This is a genomic window from Pantoea sp. SGAir0183, from assembly GCF_043545505.1.
On sequence record NZ_CP028053.1, the window covers coordinates 4,124,228 to 4,142,446 of the forward strand.

Genomic DNA, 18,219 nt, shown 5'->3' on the forward strand with positions numbered 1-18,219 from the left:
ACCGCTTCCCTACGTAGTGTGTTTCTGTAGTCACAAAAAATATAACGCATTCACGCCGTTGCGTGAGGTCCACGCCTGCAAGCTTCTGGAGATAATGTGATGAACGATGCCCTGCCCGAACAGGAAAGAATCTACCAACAAATTGAAAAAAATCCGCGCTTTCAGGAGTTGGTCCATAAGCGCCAGTCCTTTGCCCTGCTGCTGTCGCTAATCATGCTGGTGCTCTATGTCGGCTTTATTCTGCTGATTGCGTTTGCTCCCGGCTGGTTAGGTACGCCGCTGCATGCCGGTACCAACGTGACGCGCGGTATTCCGATTGGCGTGGGCCTGATCGTTATCTCCTTTTTACTGACCGGCGTGTATGTCTGGCGCGCCAATGGCGAGTTTGATCGCCTGACAAAGGCTATCCTCCGCGAGGTAAAACCATGATGCGTCTTATGCTGTGGATGCTGGCCGCCCTCCTGCCCTTTTCCGCCCTGGCCACCGATGCGATTACCGGGGCGGTACAGAAGCAGGCCGTTAATTATCAGGCCATTGTGATGTTTGTCATTTTTGTCGGTGCGACGCTGAGTATTACTTACTGGGCGTCAAAGCGAACCCGCTCGCGTAGCGATTATTATACGGCGGGCGGCAATATTACCGGCTTCCAGAATGGGCTGGCGATGGCCGGTGACTTTATGTCTGCCGCCTCCTTTCTGGGGATTTCTGCGCTGGTTTATACCTCGGGTTATGACGGCTTAATCTATTCGCTCGGTTTTCTGGTCGGCTGGCCGATGATCCTGTTCCTGATTGCTGAACGTCTGCGTAACCTGGGCCGGTATACCTTTGCCGATGTTGCCTCTTACCGCCTCAAACAAAAGCCCATTCGCACCCTGTCCGCCTGCGGCTCACTGGTGGTGGTTGCGCTTTACCTGATTGCGCAGATGGTCGGTGCCGGTAAGCTGATTCAGTTACTGTTTGGTCTGAACTATCATATCGCCGTCATTCTGGTGGGCATTTTGATGGTGCTGTACGTGCTGTTTGGCGGGATGCTGGCGACGACCTGGGTCCAGATCATCAAAGCCGTTCTGCTGCTGTTCGGTGCCTCATTTATGGCGATTATGGTGATGAAAAGTACCGGCTTCAGCTTTAATACGTTGTTCACTGAGGCGATGGCAGTGCATCCGAAAGGGGCGGCCATTATGCAGCCTGGCGGGCTGGTTAAAGACCCGATATCTGCCCTGTCGCTGGGGCTGGGGCTGATGTTTGGAACGGCGGGCTTACCGCATATCCTGATGCGTTTCTTTACCGTCGCCGATGCGAAAGAGGCGCGTAAAAGCGTTTTCTGGGCCACCGGCTTTATGGGTTACTTCTATTTCCTGACCTTTATCATCGGATTCGGTGCCATTTTACTGGTCGGAGCTAACCCGGCCTTTAAAGATGCTTCGGGTGCGCTGATCGGCGGCACCAACATGGCGGCAGTGCATCTGGCTAACGCCGTGGGCGGCAGTACCTTCCTGGGCTTTATTTCCGCCGTCGCTTTCGCCACGATTCTGGCGGTGGTGGCGGGCCTGACCCTGGCTGGCGCGTCGGCGGTGTCGCATGATTTGTACGCCAGCGTTTACCGTAAAGGCCAGGCCAGCGAGCGCGACGAACTGCGGGTATCGAAAATTACGGTGCTGGTGCTTGGCGCAGTAGCCATCGCGCTGGGCATTCTGTTTGAGAAGCAGAACATCGCGTTTATGGTGGGACTGGCCTTCTCGATCGCGGCCAGCTGTAACTTCCCGATTATCCTGCTGTCCATGTACTGGTCAAAGCTCACCACACGAGGTGCTATGGTGGGCGGCTGGCTGGGGCTGATCACGGCAGTGGTGCTGATGATCCTGGGCCCCACGGTCTGGGTACAGGTGCTGGGACATGCTTCCCCCATTTACCCTTATGAATATCCGGCGCTGTTCTCCATTGCCATCGCCTTTATTGGCACCTGGCTGTTTTCCATTACCGACCATTCACCGCAGGGCGCAGAAGAACGCTCCCGTTTCCGGGCACAGTTTATTCGTTCCCAGACGGGTTCAGGTATTGAGCAGGGTAAAGCACACTAATCTGTAGTGCCTGCAATAAAAAAAGGGCAGCCACCGCCAGGTCGCTGCCCTTTTTCTCAGACCGCTGTCAGAAACGCAGTGACGCGCCGACGTACGGACCGTCGACCAGTACGTTATCTTTACGGCCACCTTTGTTATTCAGCTCGATATACTGATAACCGACGCGCAGGTTAAGCAGAGAAACAGGCGTGAAGCTCACACCACCGCTTGCCTCCTGGTAGCTGTCCAGGTGGTCAGTCAGGCCTTCTGGTGCGTAATAGTACTGACCGAATAAGCCCCACATGCTATTGATGTTGTACTGCGCGCTGCCGCCCAGCGCCACCGCAAATCCGTCTTTCCCGTCTTCAGGATGGGTAAAAATCGCCTTTGCGGTTGGCGCCAGGCGCAAATCGCCAACATCAACGTTGTAACCCAGTCCTGCACCGTAGGTGCTTCCGTCATGATCGCTACGTAACCAGTTGCCATTCAGGAACAGGCCCGGTGACGTGGTGCCCAGTCCGAGATTGAGATTCGTACTGTGCTCGCCCACATCCACGCTGCCTTCGATAGCCTGCGCAGCGCCGCTCAGCAACATAACGCTCAGCGCGCTTCCTGTGACAAGTTGTTTAAACATGATTCTACTCCATGAGGGGTCCAATAATTCCGCCTCAAGGGTAGCAGTCTGAAACGAGGTGACAACTTTATTTGGAAAGCTTTACGTAAAAAGTGATGTCATTCATGACAATCATGTCTGTCAGCTGGCCAGTGACGGCGGGCACCGTTGTGCCGTCTGCCGCCTTACTGTGCCCACATAATGTGCCCGATTAACGGTGCCAGAATCACCGTAACCACGCCGGATAACATCATCACCAGGCTGGACACGACGCCTTCCTGTTGGCCCAGCTGGTAAGCCCGCGCGGTGCCCGCACCGTGGGAGGCGGCCCCAAATCCAGCCCCTTTCGCCACGCTTTGCTGGATAGCAATGCGTAAAAACAGGACGTCGCCGACCGCCATGCCAAATACGCCAGTAATGACCACAAACAGCGCCACCAGATCGGGCTGTGCGCCCATGGGTTTGGCGGCCGCCAGGGCAAAAGGCGTGGTAATGGAGCGCACCGCCAGGCTGCGTTGCAGGCTTTCGGGCAAACTCAGCAAACGCGCCAGCCACACCGAGCTGCACACCGATACCGTGGTGGCGGTCAGCACACCGGCGCTGAGCGATAACCAGTGGCGTTTTATCACGTCCATGTTTTCGTACACGGGCACTGCAAAGGCCAGCGTGGCGGGCCCCAACAGCCAAAGCAGCCAGTGACTTTCGGCAATGTAGTTTTGCCAGCTGATATGGGTGACCAGCAACAGCAGCACCAGAATCATGGGCGTCATGATCAACGGCATCAGCAGCAGCGTTGGCCAGCGTCGATACAGCCGTTTATTCACGTAGTAGATCACTAACGTGGCGGCCGCGCACAGGAGGCTGATCGGCAAATCAGGCATCGTTGTTCTTCTTACGCGCCGCGCGCGCCACTTCAAACCGATAAAGCCGGTCCACAACCAGCGCCGTTGCCGCCAGCACCAGCGTGGTACTGACCGCAATCACCAGAAAAATTCGCCAGCCGTCCACCTGCAGCAGGTCCGCGTAGTTGATGACCGCAACCACCGCCGGGATAAAAAACAGTAGCATCTCTGCCAGCAACCAGCTTGCCCCGGCCTTTACCCAGCGCAGGGGTAAAATACGCAGCGCGATAAGCAACAGCAGCAGGAGCATGCCTACCACGTTGGCTGGCAGCGGCAAGTGCAGCCAGTTCACCAACTGTTCGCTGGCGATAAACAGCGAGATGTAGAGCGCCAGTTGTACCGGCACGCTCAGCCGGTTTATGTGGCTGACGTTCAGGCGACCCAAGGCCAGTGCCATTTGTCTTTCCCCTCTGGAATGAATGCGTCCAGTATAGATTTGCTGCATGGGGTGAAAGAAATGAATTAAAATTATCCAAATCATGCCAAAAGGGAATAGTTATGGACGTTCGCGCCCTGCGTTACTTTACCGAGGTCGTCCGCCAACAAAGCTTTACCCGGGCTGCACAGGCGTTGTTCGTGACGCAGCCGACAATCAGCAAAATGGTGCGCCAGTTAGAAGAGGAACTGGGCTGTGCCTTACTTCTGCGTGATGGTCGCCGCCTGCATCTGACGGACAGCGGTCAGGCGGTCTACCAACGCGGTCTGGCGATTCTGCAAGAGTTTCATCAGCTTGAGGCAGAGATAGGCGATATTAACGATCTGAAAACCGGCCAGTTGCGCCTCGGTATTCCCCCAATGGTGGGCATGCAGATTGCCGGTTCCGTCTCCGCGTTTCGCCGCCGCTATCCGGGCGTGGAACTCAACATTGCTGAATTTGGCGGGCTGACGGTGCAGGAAGCCGTGCTGGCCGGAACACTGGATATCGCCCTGACGGCGCTCCCGGTCGATCCCGAACTGCCCCTCGCCACCTTATCCCTTATGCGCCATCCGCTCTGTGTGTTGCTGCCGCGTAAGGCGCCCTGGCTACGTCGCACCCGGCTTTCACTCTCTGAGCTGGCGGCGCATCCGCTGCTTATCTTTAACGAAGAATTTTCACTGAACCGGCAGTTGATGCAGGCGTTTCAGCGTCAGGGAATAACGCCCACGATTGCCGTCCGAAGCGGGCAGTGGGATTTTCTGGCCGCCATGGTTCAGGCAGAGATGGGCCTGGCCATTCTGCCGGAACCTATTTGTCAGCGTTTAGATAAGCAGTCGTTACTGTGGCTGCCGCTGGCGTCTGAACTTCAGTGGCATCTGGGGCTGATTTGGCGGGAAGGAAGTTATCTGTCGCGCAGTGCGCAGGCCTGGATCGCCTGTTGCCGGGCCCACTGGCCCGATGATGCACCCCGCCTGTCTGTCTGATGCCCCGCCTGCTCACCGCCGCACGGCGAAGCAGGCTGGGCCCGAAAGCGGCGGCGAGTTACGCCTCTTTCTCGATCAACAGCGCTTCCAGCAGATCCAGATCGTGCAGCAATTTTTGCATGGTCTCGTTCGAAATCGCCTTGGTGGCACGCAGGTGATAGACCTCCGCACGCTCGGCACGGAGCGCGGTCAGACGGAAGCGGCGCTCCAGATTTTCGGCAAACAGGGCATGTTCAAGGTCATTTTTGCCCTCGGCGCGACGGCGCAGATTCCCGGTCACGCGCAGGCTTACCTCTTTTAACAGCTCTGGATCGATGTTTTCATCGGTTTCTTTTTCGAGCCTGGCTTCCATTTTTTGCAGACTCTCAATCGCCGCCCCCGCCATTACCGCCTTCGCATGCTGTATTTCATGGCGATGCGCATTTTTATCCAGTGTTTCGACGCCGCGCAGCAGGACGGGCAGAATAATGACGCCGACCAGCAGGGAGAACAGAATCACCCCGGTCGCGATAAACACCAGTTCGTAACGGGCCGGGAAAGGATTGCCGTTGCTCAGAAACAGCGGGATCGACAGCACACCGGCCAGCGTAATCGCACCGCGCACGCCCGCAAAGGAGGCGATTAACAGTTCACGCAGTGAGTACGAGGAGAACACTAACGGCTTGTTTTTCAGCAACCGTTTACTGAAGCGCTGCATGATCCACAACCAGCCGAAGCGCACCACCATTAACGCCGCATAGACCAGCACGATATCGGCAAAAATCATCCAGATATCCACATTGGGATCCGCATTGGCTTCGGCGATGGATTTTTGCAGGATAGAGGGCAGTTGCAGGCCCAGCATCAGGAACACCATGCCGTTAAACACAAATTCCAGCATATGCCAGACGCTGTTGGCGCGCAGGCGCATCGTCAGCGGTGCCTGACGAATAATGCCAGAGCGCGTAATCGTCATCCCGGCCGCGACGGCGGCTAAGATCCCGGATACGCCGAGGTGCTCAGCAATCAGATAAGAGGCGAAAGGCAGCAGTAACAGCAGAACAATTTGTGTGGCTGCGTCATCACTGCCGCTCCAGCGGTTCAGCACACGTAGCGACTTCCCGTAAAACCAGCAGACCGCAACCCCAGCCACCAGGCCGCCCAGCGCCACCTTGAGGAACTCTACGCTGGCACCGCCCCAGCTAAATACCATGGTGCCCATCGCGACCGCGACGGCGAACTTCAGTGAAACCAGGCCAGAGGCATCGTTCATCAAGGCTTCGCCCTGCAGAATCGCCATGATTTTCTTAGGAATGCGGCCTTCACCGACGATACCAGAAAGGGCCACGGCATCGGTGGGTGAGAGCACGGCGGCCAGCGCAAACGCAGGGATAAGCGGAATGCCCGGCACGGTCCAGTAAATCAGGTAGCCGATACCGACGACGGTGATCAACACCAGTACCAGCGCCAGGCCAAGGATTTCCCGGCCATAGTGCAGAAACTCGCTGACCGGTGTTTTCCAGCCGTCGGCAAAGAGCAGCGGCGGAATAAACAGGACGAGGAATAATTCCGGGTCAAAATCCACATGCAGCCCAAACGTGGGCCAGGCCAGCAGCGCACCAACGGCAATTTGCACCAGCGGCAGCGGGATTTGAAAAGGCAAGATACGCGCGGCGACCCCAGAGAGCGACACCACCAGCGTCATGATCAAAATAGTAAAAAAGATTTCCATGCTTTCCTTAGGCGGGTTGTTATCTTTGAATCAACGTGAAGATAAAGTGTAAAACAAACTGGCAAGCGCGGAAAAAGCTACGTGTGCTTCGGTGAGGAAAAAGCGGAAAATTCCGGACGCACGGCTGCACGTCCGGTCAGACAGTCAGATCGCCCAGCCTCCGGCATAAAAAGCCACCAGCGCAACGGCAATCACGACCGTGCCAATATTTAACTTACGCCATTCACCGGCAAACAGTCGGCCAACTACCAGGGTGGCAAAACCGATCATGATGCCGGTAACAATATTACAGGTCAGGACAATAATGACTGCGGTGAGCAGGCCCGACATCGCATCGACAAAGTCGGCGAAGTCGATTTTAGCGACGTTGCTCAGCATCAGCAGGCCGACATACATCAGGGCGGGTGCCGTCGCATAGGTTGGTACCAGATAAGCCAGCGGAGACATAAACAGAATCACCAGAAACAGCAGACCCACGACGATTGCCGTCAGGCCGGTTTTACCGCCTGCCGCCGTACCGGCCGCCGATTCAATATATACCGCGGCGGGCGACGCGCCCACCAGTCCGGCAAACAGGCTGCTCAGCGAATCCGTGGTCAGTGCCCGTCCGCCGTTAATAATCTGCCCGTCTTTATCGAGTAAATTGGCCTGTCCGGCCACGGCGCGAATCGTGCCGGTCGCATCAAATACCGCCGTCATCACTAACGCCAGTACGGTGGGCAAGACGGCAGGCTGCAACGCGCCCATAATGTCGAGGCTGAAAAACAGCGATGTCCCCTGCGCATCACGCAGGCTCGGCAGCGCAAACAGCCCTTGCCAGCGGACGGCGGGATCGAAGGCCAGGCCGAGAGCAGAGATCACGATGACCGTCAGCAAAATACCGCCAGGCACCCGGCGCTTCTCCAGACCAAAAATCGCCGCCAGCCCCAGCAAAGACATGAGGACGGGGAAGGAGGTAAAGTGCCCCAACGCCACCGGTAAACCTGAGCCAGGGTTTCTGACCACCAGCCCCACGTTGTCAGCGGCAATCAGCAGTAAAAACAGGCCAATCCCGATGCCCGTACCGTGTGCGACGCCCATCGGCAAATTACGTAAGATCCAGGCCCGAATCCCGGTGGTGGAAATCAGCGTAAACAGCAGCCCCATGAGGAACACAGCGCCAAGCGCGACCGGCACGCTGATGTGCTGACCCAGTACAAGACTGAACGCTGTAAAGGCCGTCAACGAGATTGCACAGCCAATCGCCATGGGTAAATTGGCCCACAGCCCTATCAGGATTGACCCGAAGCTTGCCACCAGGCAGGTGGCAACAAACACCGCCGTAGGAGAGAACCCCGCTTTACCCAGCATACCGGGAACCACGATCACCGAATAGACCATGGCAAGAAAGGTCGTCAGCCCGGCCAGGATTTCCTGTCGCACGCTGCTGCCACGGGCCGAAATGGCGAACCAGGCATCCAGTCTTCCACTGGTCGGGCGTGATTCAATTGACATAGTTAAGCCTCAAAAATTTTTATTGTGTAATTCACGCGGTCACCGTTCTGCATTCCCTGAATATGTCTTTACCCACGGGCAACCGACAAAAGGCAAACGTTTACTTCGCCACGCAGAACGGGTGTAACAAGCACCACCAGACTGAAGGGGGCAGATTATCCGGTCTTTAACCGCCGCTTTTCAACCGTTCAGAGGGAATTACTGCGTATAAAGATCAGGTTAGTAACATCAGGAACGTGCTGGAAACCTGCCAGTAACATTCTTGCAGGCAGCGTGGCCGGTCGATGAAAGAGGATGTTGGTGGAAGAGAGATGACGCCGGACGGCGTCATCAGAGCGCATCGCCTCAGCCCGGCAGAGTGAGTTCACCGCCCTGTTGAATGGCCCGTTGCCATGCGGCGCGCTGCTGAACGGTGGTTAACCATTTTTGCGTGGCGGGCGCATTGTGCAAGCCGGCGCGCTGGCTCAGCGCCAGAACAGGAAAACTCATTTGCACATCGGCGATGCTGAATCGTTGACCGGCAAACCAGGGATTGGCCGAGAGATGATCTTCGATCATTTGCCTGTGGACGTGGAGCTGTTTGTCCAGCCAGGCTTTTTGTACGCCTTTCCCCAGCGCGGCACCCACGGGACGCAGCAACCAGGGCACGGGCGCGCTGCCCAGCCGGCCAAACACCAGCTTCATGACCAGCAGCGGCATCAGGGAACCTTCAGCGTAATGTAACCAGTAACGCGCCTGGAGGCGCGCCTCTTCGTCGGTAAGCTGTAATCGCTTCTCGCTGTCGTACTTTTCTTCGAGGTATTCCAGTATGGCCCCGGACTCCGCCACCACCCGATTGCCATCTGTGATAACCGGCGATTTGCCTAAGGGATGCACTTTTTTCAGTGCTTCCGGTGCCAGCATGGAGGCTTCACGCTGATAACGTTTAACCTGATAAGGCACTTCCAGCTCTTCCAGCATCCACAGCACGCGGTGCGAACGAGATTGTTCCAGATGGTGAACAGTAATCATCATGATTCCCTGCGAATGAATATGCAGACAGTATAGACGTCACTTCACCTTGTGCAGAGAACCATCCTGCTCGGGATCCAGCAGGACCGCACCTGATCCCTGCTGTCCCAGCCGATCGCCGGGGTTACGGAGCGGACAGTCACGCATGGATAAACAGCCGCAGCCAATGCAGCCATCCAGGTCGTTACGCAGGCGCGTCAGGGTTTCGATGCGCTTATCCAGTTCATCCCGCCAGTGCTGCGTCAGATTGCCCCAGTCCTGCGCAGACATGCGTTTATCCGCAGGCATGTTTTCCAGACTGTCGCTGACGCTGGCGAGCGGAATGCCGATGCGCTGGGCGATTTTAATGATCGCCACACGGCGCAGGACATCACGGCTGTAGCGCCGCTGATTGCCGGGATTGCGCGTGCTGGAAATCAGCCCTTTGCTTTCATAAAAATGCAGCGCTGATACGGCCACGCCGCTTCGCCGCGCGACTTCCCCCGGTGTCAGCACCGGTTTTGGATAATTGCGATCTTTTTTCATCTGGCACTTTACCTCAAGTTAACTTGAGGAATTATACTCCTTTCCCATCAGAACAACACCCGCCCTGACGACGTCACGCCCCCTGCAGGCTGATTATCAGCCTCACAAACTGCGGCATGCACGGTGACGGGGACATTCACCAGAAGGATGAGGCCATGATACAAGAAGAGATCATTCATTCACTGACCCACTGGATTGACCAGAACCTGGATAAAAGCCTGTCAATCGATGAGGTGGCCGCGAAGTCCGGTTATTCGAAATGGCACCTGCAACGTATGTTCCGTAGCGTAACGAAACAGACGTTGGGTGGTTATATCCGCGAACGCCGGCTGACGCTGGCCGCAGAAGCGCTGCGTCAGACGCAGCGTCCGGTATTCGATATTGCGATGCAGTATGGCTACGATTCGCAGCAGACCTTCTCACGGGTCTTTCGCCGCCAGTTTTCCCAGACGCCTACGGCGTATCGTCACTATATGCGTCGCCAGGCGGTTCAGCGTCCACGCCTGCTGAGCTTTGACTGTGGGGAAACGATGAGCAGCTTTACGCAGCGTACAACGGGTGAATGTTGTCCGCTTAATTAACAGCCCGCGTGCGCCCGATCGGGCGCACGGCTTTATCCCTCTTTTTTACCCTTCCGCTGGCTTGACACTGCGCTGACAAATCAAACAAATTCTGTACAAAAATTGAGAACCAGATGATATAATGTGACCCACATCACATTATGACGTTTGTTGCCGACGAAAGAGCCCCACCTGACAGACTTTTCCGCCGACGTGATGTTCGCAGACAGTCAGGCGTCCTTTCCGATTTTGAGGTCAAAATTGATGGCTACCCTAACCACCAGTTTTCTTGTTATGCGCTGGGAATTGCTGAGCGCTGTAATGATGTTTTTCGCCAGTACACTGAAAACCCGCCTTCGCCAGGACAGCCATCATGTCATGGCCTTTCTCTGTGGCGGCGTGGGCGTTGGTCTGTCGTGCTGGTTTGTGACCGGTTTAATGGGCATCACGCTAAGCATGGAAAACGTGCACCATTTTTTGAGCGTCTCTAAAGAAGTGTTCATTGACATGATGAGCCGTGCGCCTGCGAACTGGCCAATGCCCTGAATGACCAATAAAAAACCCCGCTTTGCGGGGTTTTTTATATTGCTGTGTAAAGTCAAATTTTCTTCAACATGACAGGAATGGCGACATCCTGTACGTCAACGTCCGGTCTCTGCGTTCCGCGACGTTCCTGAATCCACATTTCACCCATCATTTTGTCTAAGCCACGATCCAGTCCGGTTACCATGCCTGCGCCAGGCGTAAACGTCAGTTCACCAAAATAGATGTGCTGGTCGTGGATATACCAGTCGACTCGCACGTAGTCAAAGTCACTGGCCAGCGTTTTGCTCAGGGCTAGTGCCCGCTCCAGTGAGGGCATGATCGGGGAAACATCCAGGCCGGTATCGCGAATTTTATGGTAAGCCTCGGAGAGGTTATTAACGTAAAAATTCATCGAAAGCTGAGGCTGACAGCGGTTGTAGATGACCTGAAGAACATACTCAAAATTGCCATCGCGCTTATTGAACATATGAAACTTGTAATCAACCGGCGCGCTTTTACCGTCACCAATATACTGCTCAACCAGAATACGTGGCTTGATATAGCGATAGTGGATCTCACGCGCTTCGTTGGCGAAATCGGTTTTTAACCACGAATAGCAGTTATGAATGATTTGCTGCTTACGAAGCGCATCCGGTTCTTCCAGCACGATCTCTACCATGTTTGAAGCATGATTCGGTTTGATAACCGTGCCCTGCCAGCGCGTAAGATCATTCAACGTGGTGGGATCGGTGGTGTCGTGGAGCAACGGAATCAGATAGTCATTACCAATCTTTTCCGCAATATAGTCGCGCACCGAATACTTATCGGACAGGCGCGCATACAGCTGGTAATCACCATGGATAAACTTGCGATACAGCACTTTTTCGTTGAAGACCTTGGGCTCACGCAGATTCGGGAGCTTTCTGAACTTGCGGAAGTAATAAATACGATCCTGATAAGTCCAGGGCATCTTCTTAATAAAGTACTGCAAACTTCTTCTGAGCTCTTGCTTCAACCTGAGCATATTTGACCTCATTTGTAGGTTTTGTAGTTAAGTGAGGAAACCTGAATTTTTTGAATCACGCCGCGTTTAAAGAAGTAATTCATGACGGTGAGGGACAGGAGCTCAGACAGAAAAACGCTCCAGGCGGCCCCCATGATGCCGTAGCCCTGAATTAGCCACCAGGAAAGCGGGATGCTGATGAGCACCAGACAAATGATTTTCTTCAGTAAATAATCAAAGCCCCCTTCTTTCACCATAAAACGGTACGCGACGGTTCCCATTGCCGAAAAACTGGTCGCCAGGGATAACAGCGTGATGAGGTTGCCTGACTGCCTGTAGGCCGGGCCATATAACGCCACAATAATGTGCTCACCCCACAACGCGACGATAAACAACATCAACAGCGACACGGCCATCACGTAGCCATTGAGCCGGGCCGTCAGCCTGACGGCTTCGTCTCCACGCGCACGAAAAATCTCGCTGAAACAGGAGGTAATCAGCGCCACGGGAATAAAAATCCAGGACGCGGCAATCGTATTGGCAGCAGCGAATAAACCCAGCTCGCGCGCCGAGGCGATGCCGGCCAAAAACATCTGCGCGGTTTTGACCTGGACAGAAATAAAAATGCTGGAAATGGCCAATGGCAAGCCCGCATACAGCAGATAACGCAAATACAGGGTGCGTGTTTCCCGCGGGGGAAATTGCTCCTGATGCTGTTGGTAAAAGCAGTAGCGTTTAATGACATACGGCACCAGCGTTACCGTGATAACTGACAATGTCAGCCACAGCGGATTCAGGCGTAGCCAGGCAATAGTGAAACTCAACGCAAAACTCACCAGCATGCCGACGGCATTCGCCACGGTATTCAGCTTTGATGCCAGACGTGCATTGTTATAAACGCTAAACGTATCCTGCGTGACAAAAACAGAGGCAACAAATGAAGCCAGCGCAAATGCCAGGAAATTTTCCTGCATGTTGTACCAGACCCAAATTAACACTGGTGCCGAGGTAATAAGTAATAAAACCATACGCAAAGTACGTGCAATACGCATTAAGCGCAAACCTTTGGTGGCATTTTTGCTGACACGTTTAAACAAAATAGTTTCAGTGCCAAATAGGGCTATGGTTTGCACCATGGCAAATAACGATGTTGAAAACGCCATCTGCCCAAATAGGGTTGGGCCAAAGGATTTAGCCACGTAAGACGTCACGAAAATGACGCCAAAGACGGAGATAATCTTTTCAGACATCATCCAGGCGGCATTAGACATTACGCTAAATTTCATCGACTGTTCCTTAGTAATACTCAACATCTACCGCTTCGGCACGCCCATCCGTGGGCGAATTAATAAGCGCTTAAATTTCAAAGCGAAATGATAATCATCAAGCCAACCCGGCTCGAAAATGAGAATCCGATTATATTTTAATGAAAGAATTCAGGAGAATTCTGATTATATCTGGCACGAATGCCGACTACTGGAAACGATTTCAAAATGAAATCATTAATGTTAACAAAAACCGTCATTCCTGAATAAAACGGATGCGGAGGCGTCAACCAGCCAAATTACAGTCATTTTTTATCTTTGGGGTGCGATGAATTTATATCAAAAAACCCATACCAGGAAGGCGCGGCATCCCGATCAGAATAAAATAAGATTTATCCCATGATGATATTTATTCTAAATATCTTAATTTAACCCACGTGATTTAACGTCCGTATTTAAACACGGCATTCCACACACTTTTACAGTACCAAAGGTTAATAAAGTAATCCTCATCCATTAATTGATAAGAAAGGTAAGAGCATTTATGAGAAAGTCACGATATAGCGAAGATCAAATCACAAATGCCATTAAAGCTTCTGAATCGGGCGTTAAGGTTAAAGAGATTTGTGAAGAGCTTGGCATCTCTGAGGCAACCTTCTATAGCTGGAAGAAGAAGTTTTCTGGGTTAGCCTCGGAAGAAGGTAGAAAAATCAAGGAGCTGGAAGAAAAGGTACAGTTACTGACGCGCGAACTGCATGCACTTCATTCCGATAAGGAGATGCTGCAAAGCGTTCTGAAGAACTTCTTTACTACGCACGAGAAGCGTCAGGCCGTCAACTTCCTGCAGGACACATTCGATGTCGGCACGCGCCGCAGCTGCCGTTTGCTGGATATTAGCCGTAGTGTTTACCATTACCCAACGGGATCAGAAAACCGTTAATACTGAGAGCATTGCTTTTGATAGCTACCTCGCTGAGATTTGTTCTTACCAGAAGAGATGAAGAGCATTTAACAGGACATTAGGATGGCGCGCCTCGCCCAGTCCGTAATTAATGAATGGATTTGCGGTTACGCTTCCTTTTTTGCGGTAAAATTGATTTACAACAGCAAAAGTCTCTCAATCTACACCACTTTTATCCCCCCAGTCTCATTTCGGTGAGACTGGACCTTCCTTTTTTTTCATTAGCTCGTCTAAAAGAAACTGCCGCTGTTCCACTTTTTCGTTTAATCCCAGTAATCATATTTTGATTTCTCCGTACATTTCCTTAGCACCGACTGGTCCTGAGAAATGTTTTGCCGATCGTCAGATTATGCGTAATCGCATAAAAAGATAAAAATGGCCCAGAATAATCTCAGATTAACAGTTTATTGATACTTAACACTTTCATCCGGTAGCGCACAATTGATAACTATTTCTGCCTGCTATTGATGTCTGCTGTTAAACAGTAAATATAAGCGAAGCGCAGTCTGATTCTGCTGAAATTAAGGCTGCCTGAAGTAAAAGGTGGTTTCTGATAAGGATTTCTCTTAGCCAAACGGTATGTTTTCACCGTTTTTTAAACATAAAAGCTGGGTGCGGGTTAGCGCTTTACCTTCATCTGTCCGCTTTTTGAGGAATAAACGCGCTTTACCCGGCCGTTTTCTGGCTATTTATTGAACAATATGTGCGATTATCTTGCTGTTAAGGGGGCGGAAGCCGCCTGTGTGGATAAATACGGCATGGCTGAGTGGCGGTTTTGAGGAAGATTTAAACCCGGCAGATTACCGAGGCGGCTTTATTTCGCCGTTTTACACCTCGGTATAATCCGAAAAAGCGTGAATATCACTCCCAGTAATTATTCATTATCCGGGACGTTCAGATGATTTCCTGTTCAGGGCGGTCACGCGGGGTTGTGGCTTGATGCGCATCGCCCAAATCACGCCAACGATCAGGCAAACAATACCGATCATTGTCAGAACAGGTGGCCAGTGTTGATACCAGATAAACGTCCATAGCAAGCCAAAGAGAATCTCAAAGACGATGAGTGGCCCCATCAATACGGTAGGCAGTCGCTGGCTGGCCGCATTCCAGCATAACGTTCCGGCCCATGAGCACAGCAGGCCAATCGTCAGCATTAATGCAATAAACACCAAAGGCCGGGGGCCGAAAGGCAGCGCAAAATCAGGCTGTTGCCACGCCAGCTGTATGCTGACCAGCGCATACATGATAAGTGCCAGCGGTAAGGTCACAATGCCCTGCGCGGTGGCCCAGGTCGCGGCCTTAAGCTGAGGATGGTTGCGTAACCAGCGCGCATTGCGCAACGGATACCAGGTCCAGCACACCACCGCCATCACCGCCAGGGCAATGCCGGTCAGATAACGCTGGCCGTTGAGCGTTGCCCCCTGGAGTTGCCATTCCGCCGCATTAACGCAAACCAGGCCTGCGCCCGTCACCAGCAGTGCCGGGATAAGCCGTCGCCATGAGAGCCGTCCTTCAAGATGGCCATAACAGAGGTTTGCAGTGACAGCGATGACGATCGGTAAGGTACCAATGATCATCGTGGAGACCGGAGCCCCCGTTCGCTGAATCGCATTGGCGAGAAACGCGTAATAGAAGAGATTGCCAACCAGCGACAGCTTTAATGCTTCCCGCCAGTGGGCGGCGCTCAGTTGGCGCAGTCGGAAACGATCGTGCCAGGCAAGCGGCAACGCAACCAGGCCAAACGCGACATAGCGCCCGGCTGACTGCAACGCGCCCGGATAATCCGGGACGATGACCGGTCCAACAAAAATCAGCCCCCACATCATGCCTGCGGCAAGGGCAAACATTATTCCTGTCAACATGGCTTTTTCCTGTCTGTCTTTTTGCTTCAGTGTGAACCAAACAGGTAAGCATGCCTTGTAGCAAATTGCGGTCAGGACCTGTGTGGCGCGATCTGCTTTTGATAGCGGCCCGGTGTAATGCCGTAACGTTGGGTAAACGCACGGGTCAGATGCGCCTGATCGGTCAAGCCTACCGCTGCCGCGACGCTGGCTATGGCCTCACCCCTGGCAAGCATCTGTTTGGCTTCATAAAGCCGGTAAGCCATTAACATTTGCTGGGGCGTGACATGGAAATGATCGCGGAAGGCGCGTAAAAAATGCCACGGTGATAACGACGCTAATGCCGCCAGCGTGTCCAGCCTGACCGGCTCCCCAAGATGGGCGCGCAGGTAGTCGCGCACATCATCAAAACGGTGTCTGGCATCGACTTTACGCGCTGAGGCCATACGGGCCTGTGGACGGATGCGCACCAGCAGGTCTGACAGCAGACTATAACGCGCCAGGGCCGTATCGGCCTGCCACAGCGCCGCCAGACACTGCGACACAGGCTGCGCAAGTCGCACGTCCGTTCGCAGCGCATCCCCGAACCACCAGCCACGGTCGCCACTCAGCTCATCCATACAGTCGGGCTGGATGTAGATCATTTGATAACGCCAGCCCGTTTCGCAGGCCGATTCCCCAGTGTGCAGCTCATCAGGATTCATCATGACCAGAGAATGGACAGGGGCAGTGTAGTGCGTACCGCGGTAACGGAAGCGCTGTGCCCCGGCCTCGATGGTGCCGATGCCAAAGGCTTCGTGCGTATGCGGAGCAAAGGCATAACGGGAAATATGCGCCTGGTAAAGTTCCACGCCCGGCAGTTCAGGCAACTGCCGAAACAGCGCACGATCTTTTTCACAAGGAAAAACAGCTGGAACGCCTTCCACGTTATCGCTCCTTATCCGGTTGGCAGAATCTGCAAGCATGCCGTTAAAAGGGGATGAAATGCAAAGATTGTCATCCCCGGTTGAATACATGACACTGCGTAACAGGTGTATTGACGAGGAAACATCATGCAGCGTGTTGTAATGGTAGTTGATATGCAAAATGGCGTATTTACCACGCCGCGTTTCGATCGGGCTGGCCGGGTCAGGCAGATTAACCGCCTCATCGAACAGGCTGATCTTACGCTGTTTATTCAGCACAGCGAAGGCGACATGGTGCCAGGCAGCCAGGCCTTTGCGCTGTTACCCGAGATGGCTCAATCCCGGAATGCGCACTTTATTACCAAGACAGCCTGCGACAGTTTCTGGCGGACGTCCCTGGCCTCACTGCTGAGTGAACTGGCTATTCATGAGTTTGTTATTTGTGGGTGTGCCACTGATTACTGCGTCGACACCACCATCAAGGTCGGCGCAGGACTGGGCTATCGCATCACCGTCGCCGCTGACGCCCATACCACCGCCGACCGGACCTGTGCCAGTGCGGAACAGTTAATTGGCCAGCATAATGAAGTCTGGGCGGGCTTAAGTCTTCCGGGTAACGTACCACGCGTGATCGATACCGATACCGTGCTGGCCGGGTGGCGTTAAGCGATCACGCTTTCATCCGTATCAGACCATCTGCCTCTTTCTTCATCCTGAGTCGCATCAGCCCGGCCAGTTATGGCCAATTTTGGAGGCGCTATGTTTGAGTCGTTTGCCTGGATCAATGAGCCTGCAACGTGGCAGTGCCAGAACGGTACGCTACAGGTCACCACCGATGATAAGACCGATTTCTGGCACAAGACCTGGTACGGGTTTGAGCGCTTTTCCGGCCATGTCTTTGCCACGGAGGTGGACGGCGACATGACTTTTCAGCTCAAAATCTGCGCAGACTTTACCACGCTGTACGATCAGGCCGGACTGATGCTGATACGCGACGCACAGCACTGGCTAAAAGCAGGAATTGAATATAACGATGGTGCGCCCGCCATTGGCAGCGTGCTGACGCTCGGCCATTCCGACTGGGCAACGGGGATATTTCCTGGCGATCCGCGAGCGTTCTGGCTCCGGCTGACGCGCAAAGGTGACAGCCTGAGACTGCAGTATTCGGCAGACGGACAGACGTGGCCTTTATTACGTCTGAGCTATTTTCCACCCGGTCCGCTCAGGATAGGTGCTATGTGTTGCACGCCGGAGCGTGCCGGCCTGGCGGTCACCTTCCGCGACATGCTTCTGACGCCGCCGCTGGATAAAGCACTGCATGATTTAAGTTAACGGCGGACGCGTCGTCCAGAGATGTGATGACATGTTTTTTGTCGCCCGTGCCCGATCTTGCCCGGGCTTTCAGGATACAGGCCATGTATTTCGGCCAGGTCATGCCCGCC

The 18,219-nt window shown here is 53.8% G+C and carries 19 protein-coding genes; 8 read left to right on the plus strand and 11 right to left on the minus strand.

Annotated features, from left to right (window positions below):
- Window positions 1-99: 99 nt before the first annotated feature.
- Together C1N59_RS19210 and C1N59_RS19215 are read left to right on the plus strand one after the other, a co-directional pair.
- Entirely contained in the window at window positions 100-429 is a 330-nt protein-coding gene (locus C1N59_RS19210; RefSeq protein WP_006121586.1) for a DUF485 domain-containing protein, read from the plus strand.
- A complete protein-coding gene (locus tag C1N59_RS19215) occupies window positions 426-2,081 on the plus strand; it encodes a cation acetate symporter (protein WP_394550096.1) in 1,656 nt (551 codons plus the stop codon). The genes C1N59_RS19210 and C1N59_RS19215 overlap by 4 nt, the downstream gene beginning before the upstream one ends.
- A 67-nt stretch (window positions 2,082-2,148) precedes the next feature.
- Here C1N59_RS19215 and C1N59_RS19220 read toward each other — a convergent pair whose 3' ends face one another.
- The 3 genes from C1N59_RS19220 to C1N59_RS19230 all read right to left on the minus strand — a co-directional run bounded on the left by C1N59_RS19220 (window position 2,149) and on the right by C1N59_RS19230 (window position 3,972).
- On the minus strand, window positions 2,149-2,694 hold the full coding sequence (locus C1N59_RS19220) for a YfaZ family outer membrane protein (RefSeq protein ID WP_006121584.1): 546 nt from the start codon (window positions 2,692-2,694) through the stop codon (window positions 2,149-2,151).
- A 164-nt stretch (window positions 2,695-2,858) separates the two neighbouring features.
- Window positions 2,859-3,554 (minus strand): LrgB family protein, encoded by a 696-nt coding sequence (locus C1N59_RS19225; protein ID WP_033738999.1) that lies wholly within the window; start codon window positions 3,552-3,554, stop codon window positions 2,859-2,861.
- A complete protein-coding gene (locus C1N59_RS19230; protein WP_058707826.1) occupies window positions 3,547-3,972 on the minus strand; it encodes a CidA/LrgA family protein in 426 nt (141 codons plus the stop codon). Before C1N59_RS19230 ends, C1N59_RS19225 begins: the two co-directional genes overlap by 8 nt.
- Window positions 3,973-4,073: 101 nt before the next feature.
- Between C1N59_RS19230 and C1N59_RS19235 the strand changes: the two genes are divergently transcribed.
- Window positions 4,074-4,976 (plus strand): LysR family transcriptional regulator, encoded by a 903-nt coding sequence (locus tag C1N59_RS19235; RefSeq protein WP_039339057.1) that lies wholly within the window; start codon window positions 4,074-4,076, stop codon window positions 4,974-4,976.
- Window positions 4,977-5,034: 58 nt separating this feature from the next.
- Here C1N59_RS19235 and C1N59_RS19240 read toward each other — a convergent pair whose 3' ends face one another.
- From C1N59_RS19240 to soxR, 4 genes are all read right to left on the minus strand, one after another.
- Complete coding sequence (locus C1N59_RS19240; RefSeq protein ID WP_394550097.1) at window positions 5,035-6,687, minus strand: Na+/H+ antiporter; 1,653 nt, start codon at window positions 6,685-6,687, stop codon at window positions 5,035-5,037.
- 144 nt (window positions 6,688-6,831) lie between these two features.
- On the minus strand, window positions 6,832-8,181 hold the full coding sequence (locus C1N59_RS19245) for an NCS2 family permease (protein ID WP_033738992.1): 1,350 nt from the start codon (window positions 8,179-8,181) through the stop codon (window positions 6,832-6,834).
- Window positions 8,182-8,526: 345 nt separating this feature from the next.
- On the minus strand, window positions 8,527-9,192 hold the full coding sequence (locus C1N59_RS19250; protein WP_033738991.1) for a glutathione S-transferase family protein: 666 nt from the start codon (window positions 9,190-9,192) through the stop codon (window positions 8,527-8,529).
- 39 nt (window positions 9,193-9,231) lie between these two features.
- Entirely contained in the window at window positions 9,232-9,717 is a 486-nt protein-coding gene (gene soxR / locus C1N59_RS19255) for a redox-sensitive transcriptional activator SoxR (RefSeq protein WP_006121571.1), read from the minus strand.
- Window positions 9,718-9,872: 155 nt separating this feature from the next.
- On the opposite strand from soxR, the gene soxS reads away from it, so the two are divergent.
- Both soxS and C1N59_RS19265 read left to right on the plus strand, forming a co-directional pair.
- Window positions 9,873-10,298, plus strand: coding sequence for a superoxide response transcriptional regulator SoxS (gene soxS / locus C1N59_RS19260; RefSeq protein ID WP_006121570.1), 426 nt, complete (start codon window positions 9,873-9,875; stop codon window positions 10,296-10,298).
- 243 nt (window positions 10,299-10,541) lie between these two features.
- Window positions 10,542-10,823 (plus strand): YjcB family protein, encoded by a 282-nt coding sequence (locus C1N59_RS19265; protein WP_006121568.1) that lies wholly within the window; start codon window positions 10,542-10,544, stop codon window positions 10,821-10,823.
- Between the two features lie 52 nt (window positions 10,824-10,875).
- Here the strand turns inward: C1N59_RS19265 and C1N59_RS19270 are convergent, their stop codons facing one another.
- Window positions 10,876-11,826, minus strand: coding sequence for an ATP-grasp fold amidoligase family protein (locus C1N59_RS19270; protein WP_039339061.1), 951 nt, complete (start codon window positions 11,824-11,826; stop codon window positions 10,876-10,878).
- 8 nt (window positions 11,827-11,834) lie between these two features.
- On the minus strand, window positions 11,835-13,091 hold the full coding sequence (locus tag C1N59_RS19275; protein ID WP_033738990.1) for an oligosaccharide flippase family protein: 1,257 nt from the start codon (window positions 13,089-13,091) through the stop codon (window positions 11,835-11,837).
- Between the two features lie 523 nt (window positions 13,092-13,614).
- Here C1N59_RS19275 and C1N59_RS19280 point away from each other — a divergent pair.
- Window positions 13,615-14,010: a transposase gene (locus C1N59_RS19280; protein ID WP_033738988.1), complete on the plus strand. Its 396-nt coding sequence runs from the start codon at window positions 13,615-13,617 to the stop codon at window positions 14,008-14,010.
- A gap of 902 nt (window positions 14,011-14,912) precedes the next feature.
- Here the strand turns inward: C1N59_RS19280 and C1N59_RS19285 are convergent.
- The gene (locus C1N59_RS19285) at window positions 14,913-15,893 is read right to left on the minus strand and encodes a DMT family transporter (protein WP_039339063.1); all 981 of its coding nucleotides are present in this window, start codon (window positions 15,891-15,893) and stop codon (window positions 14,913-14,915) included.
- 71 nt (window positions 15,894-15,964) lie between these two features.
- Window positions 15,965-16,798, minus strand: a complete 834-nt coding sequence (locus C1N59_RS19290; RefSeq protein WP_054634663.1) for an AraC family transcriptional regulator — start codon at window positions 16,796-16,798, stop codon at window positions 15,965-15,967.
- Window positions 16,799-16,924: 126 nt separating this feature from the next.
- On the opposite strand from C1N59_RS19290, the gene C1N59_RS19295 reads away from it, so the two are divergent.
- Together C1N59_RS19295 and C1N59_RS19300 are read left to right on the plus strand one after the other, a co-directional pair.
- On the plus strand, window positions 16,925-17,443 hold the full coding sequence (locus C1N59_RS19295) for an isochorismatase family protein (protein WP_039339066.1): 519 nt from the start codon (window positions 16,925-16,927) through the stop codon (window positions 17,441-17,443).
- Between the two features lie 93 nt (window positions 17,444-17,536).
- Window positions 17,537-18,109: a DUF1349 domain-containing protein gene (locus tag C1N59_RS19300; protein ID WP_054634664.1), complete on the plus strand. Its 573-nt coding sequence runs from the start codon at window positions 17,537-17,539 to the stop codon at window positions 18,107-18,109.
- Window positions 18,110-18,219: the final 110 nt, after the last annotated feature.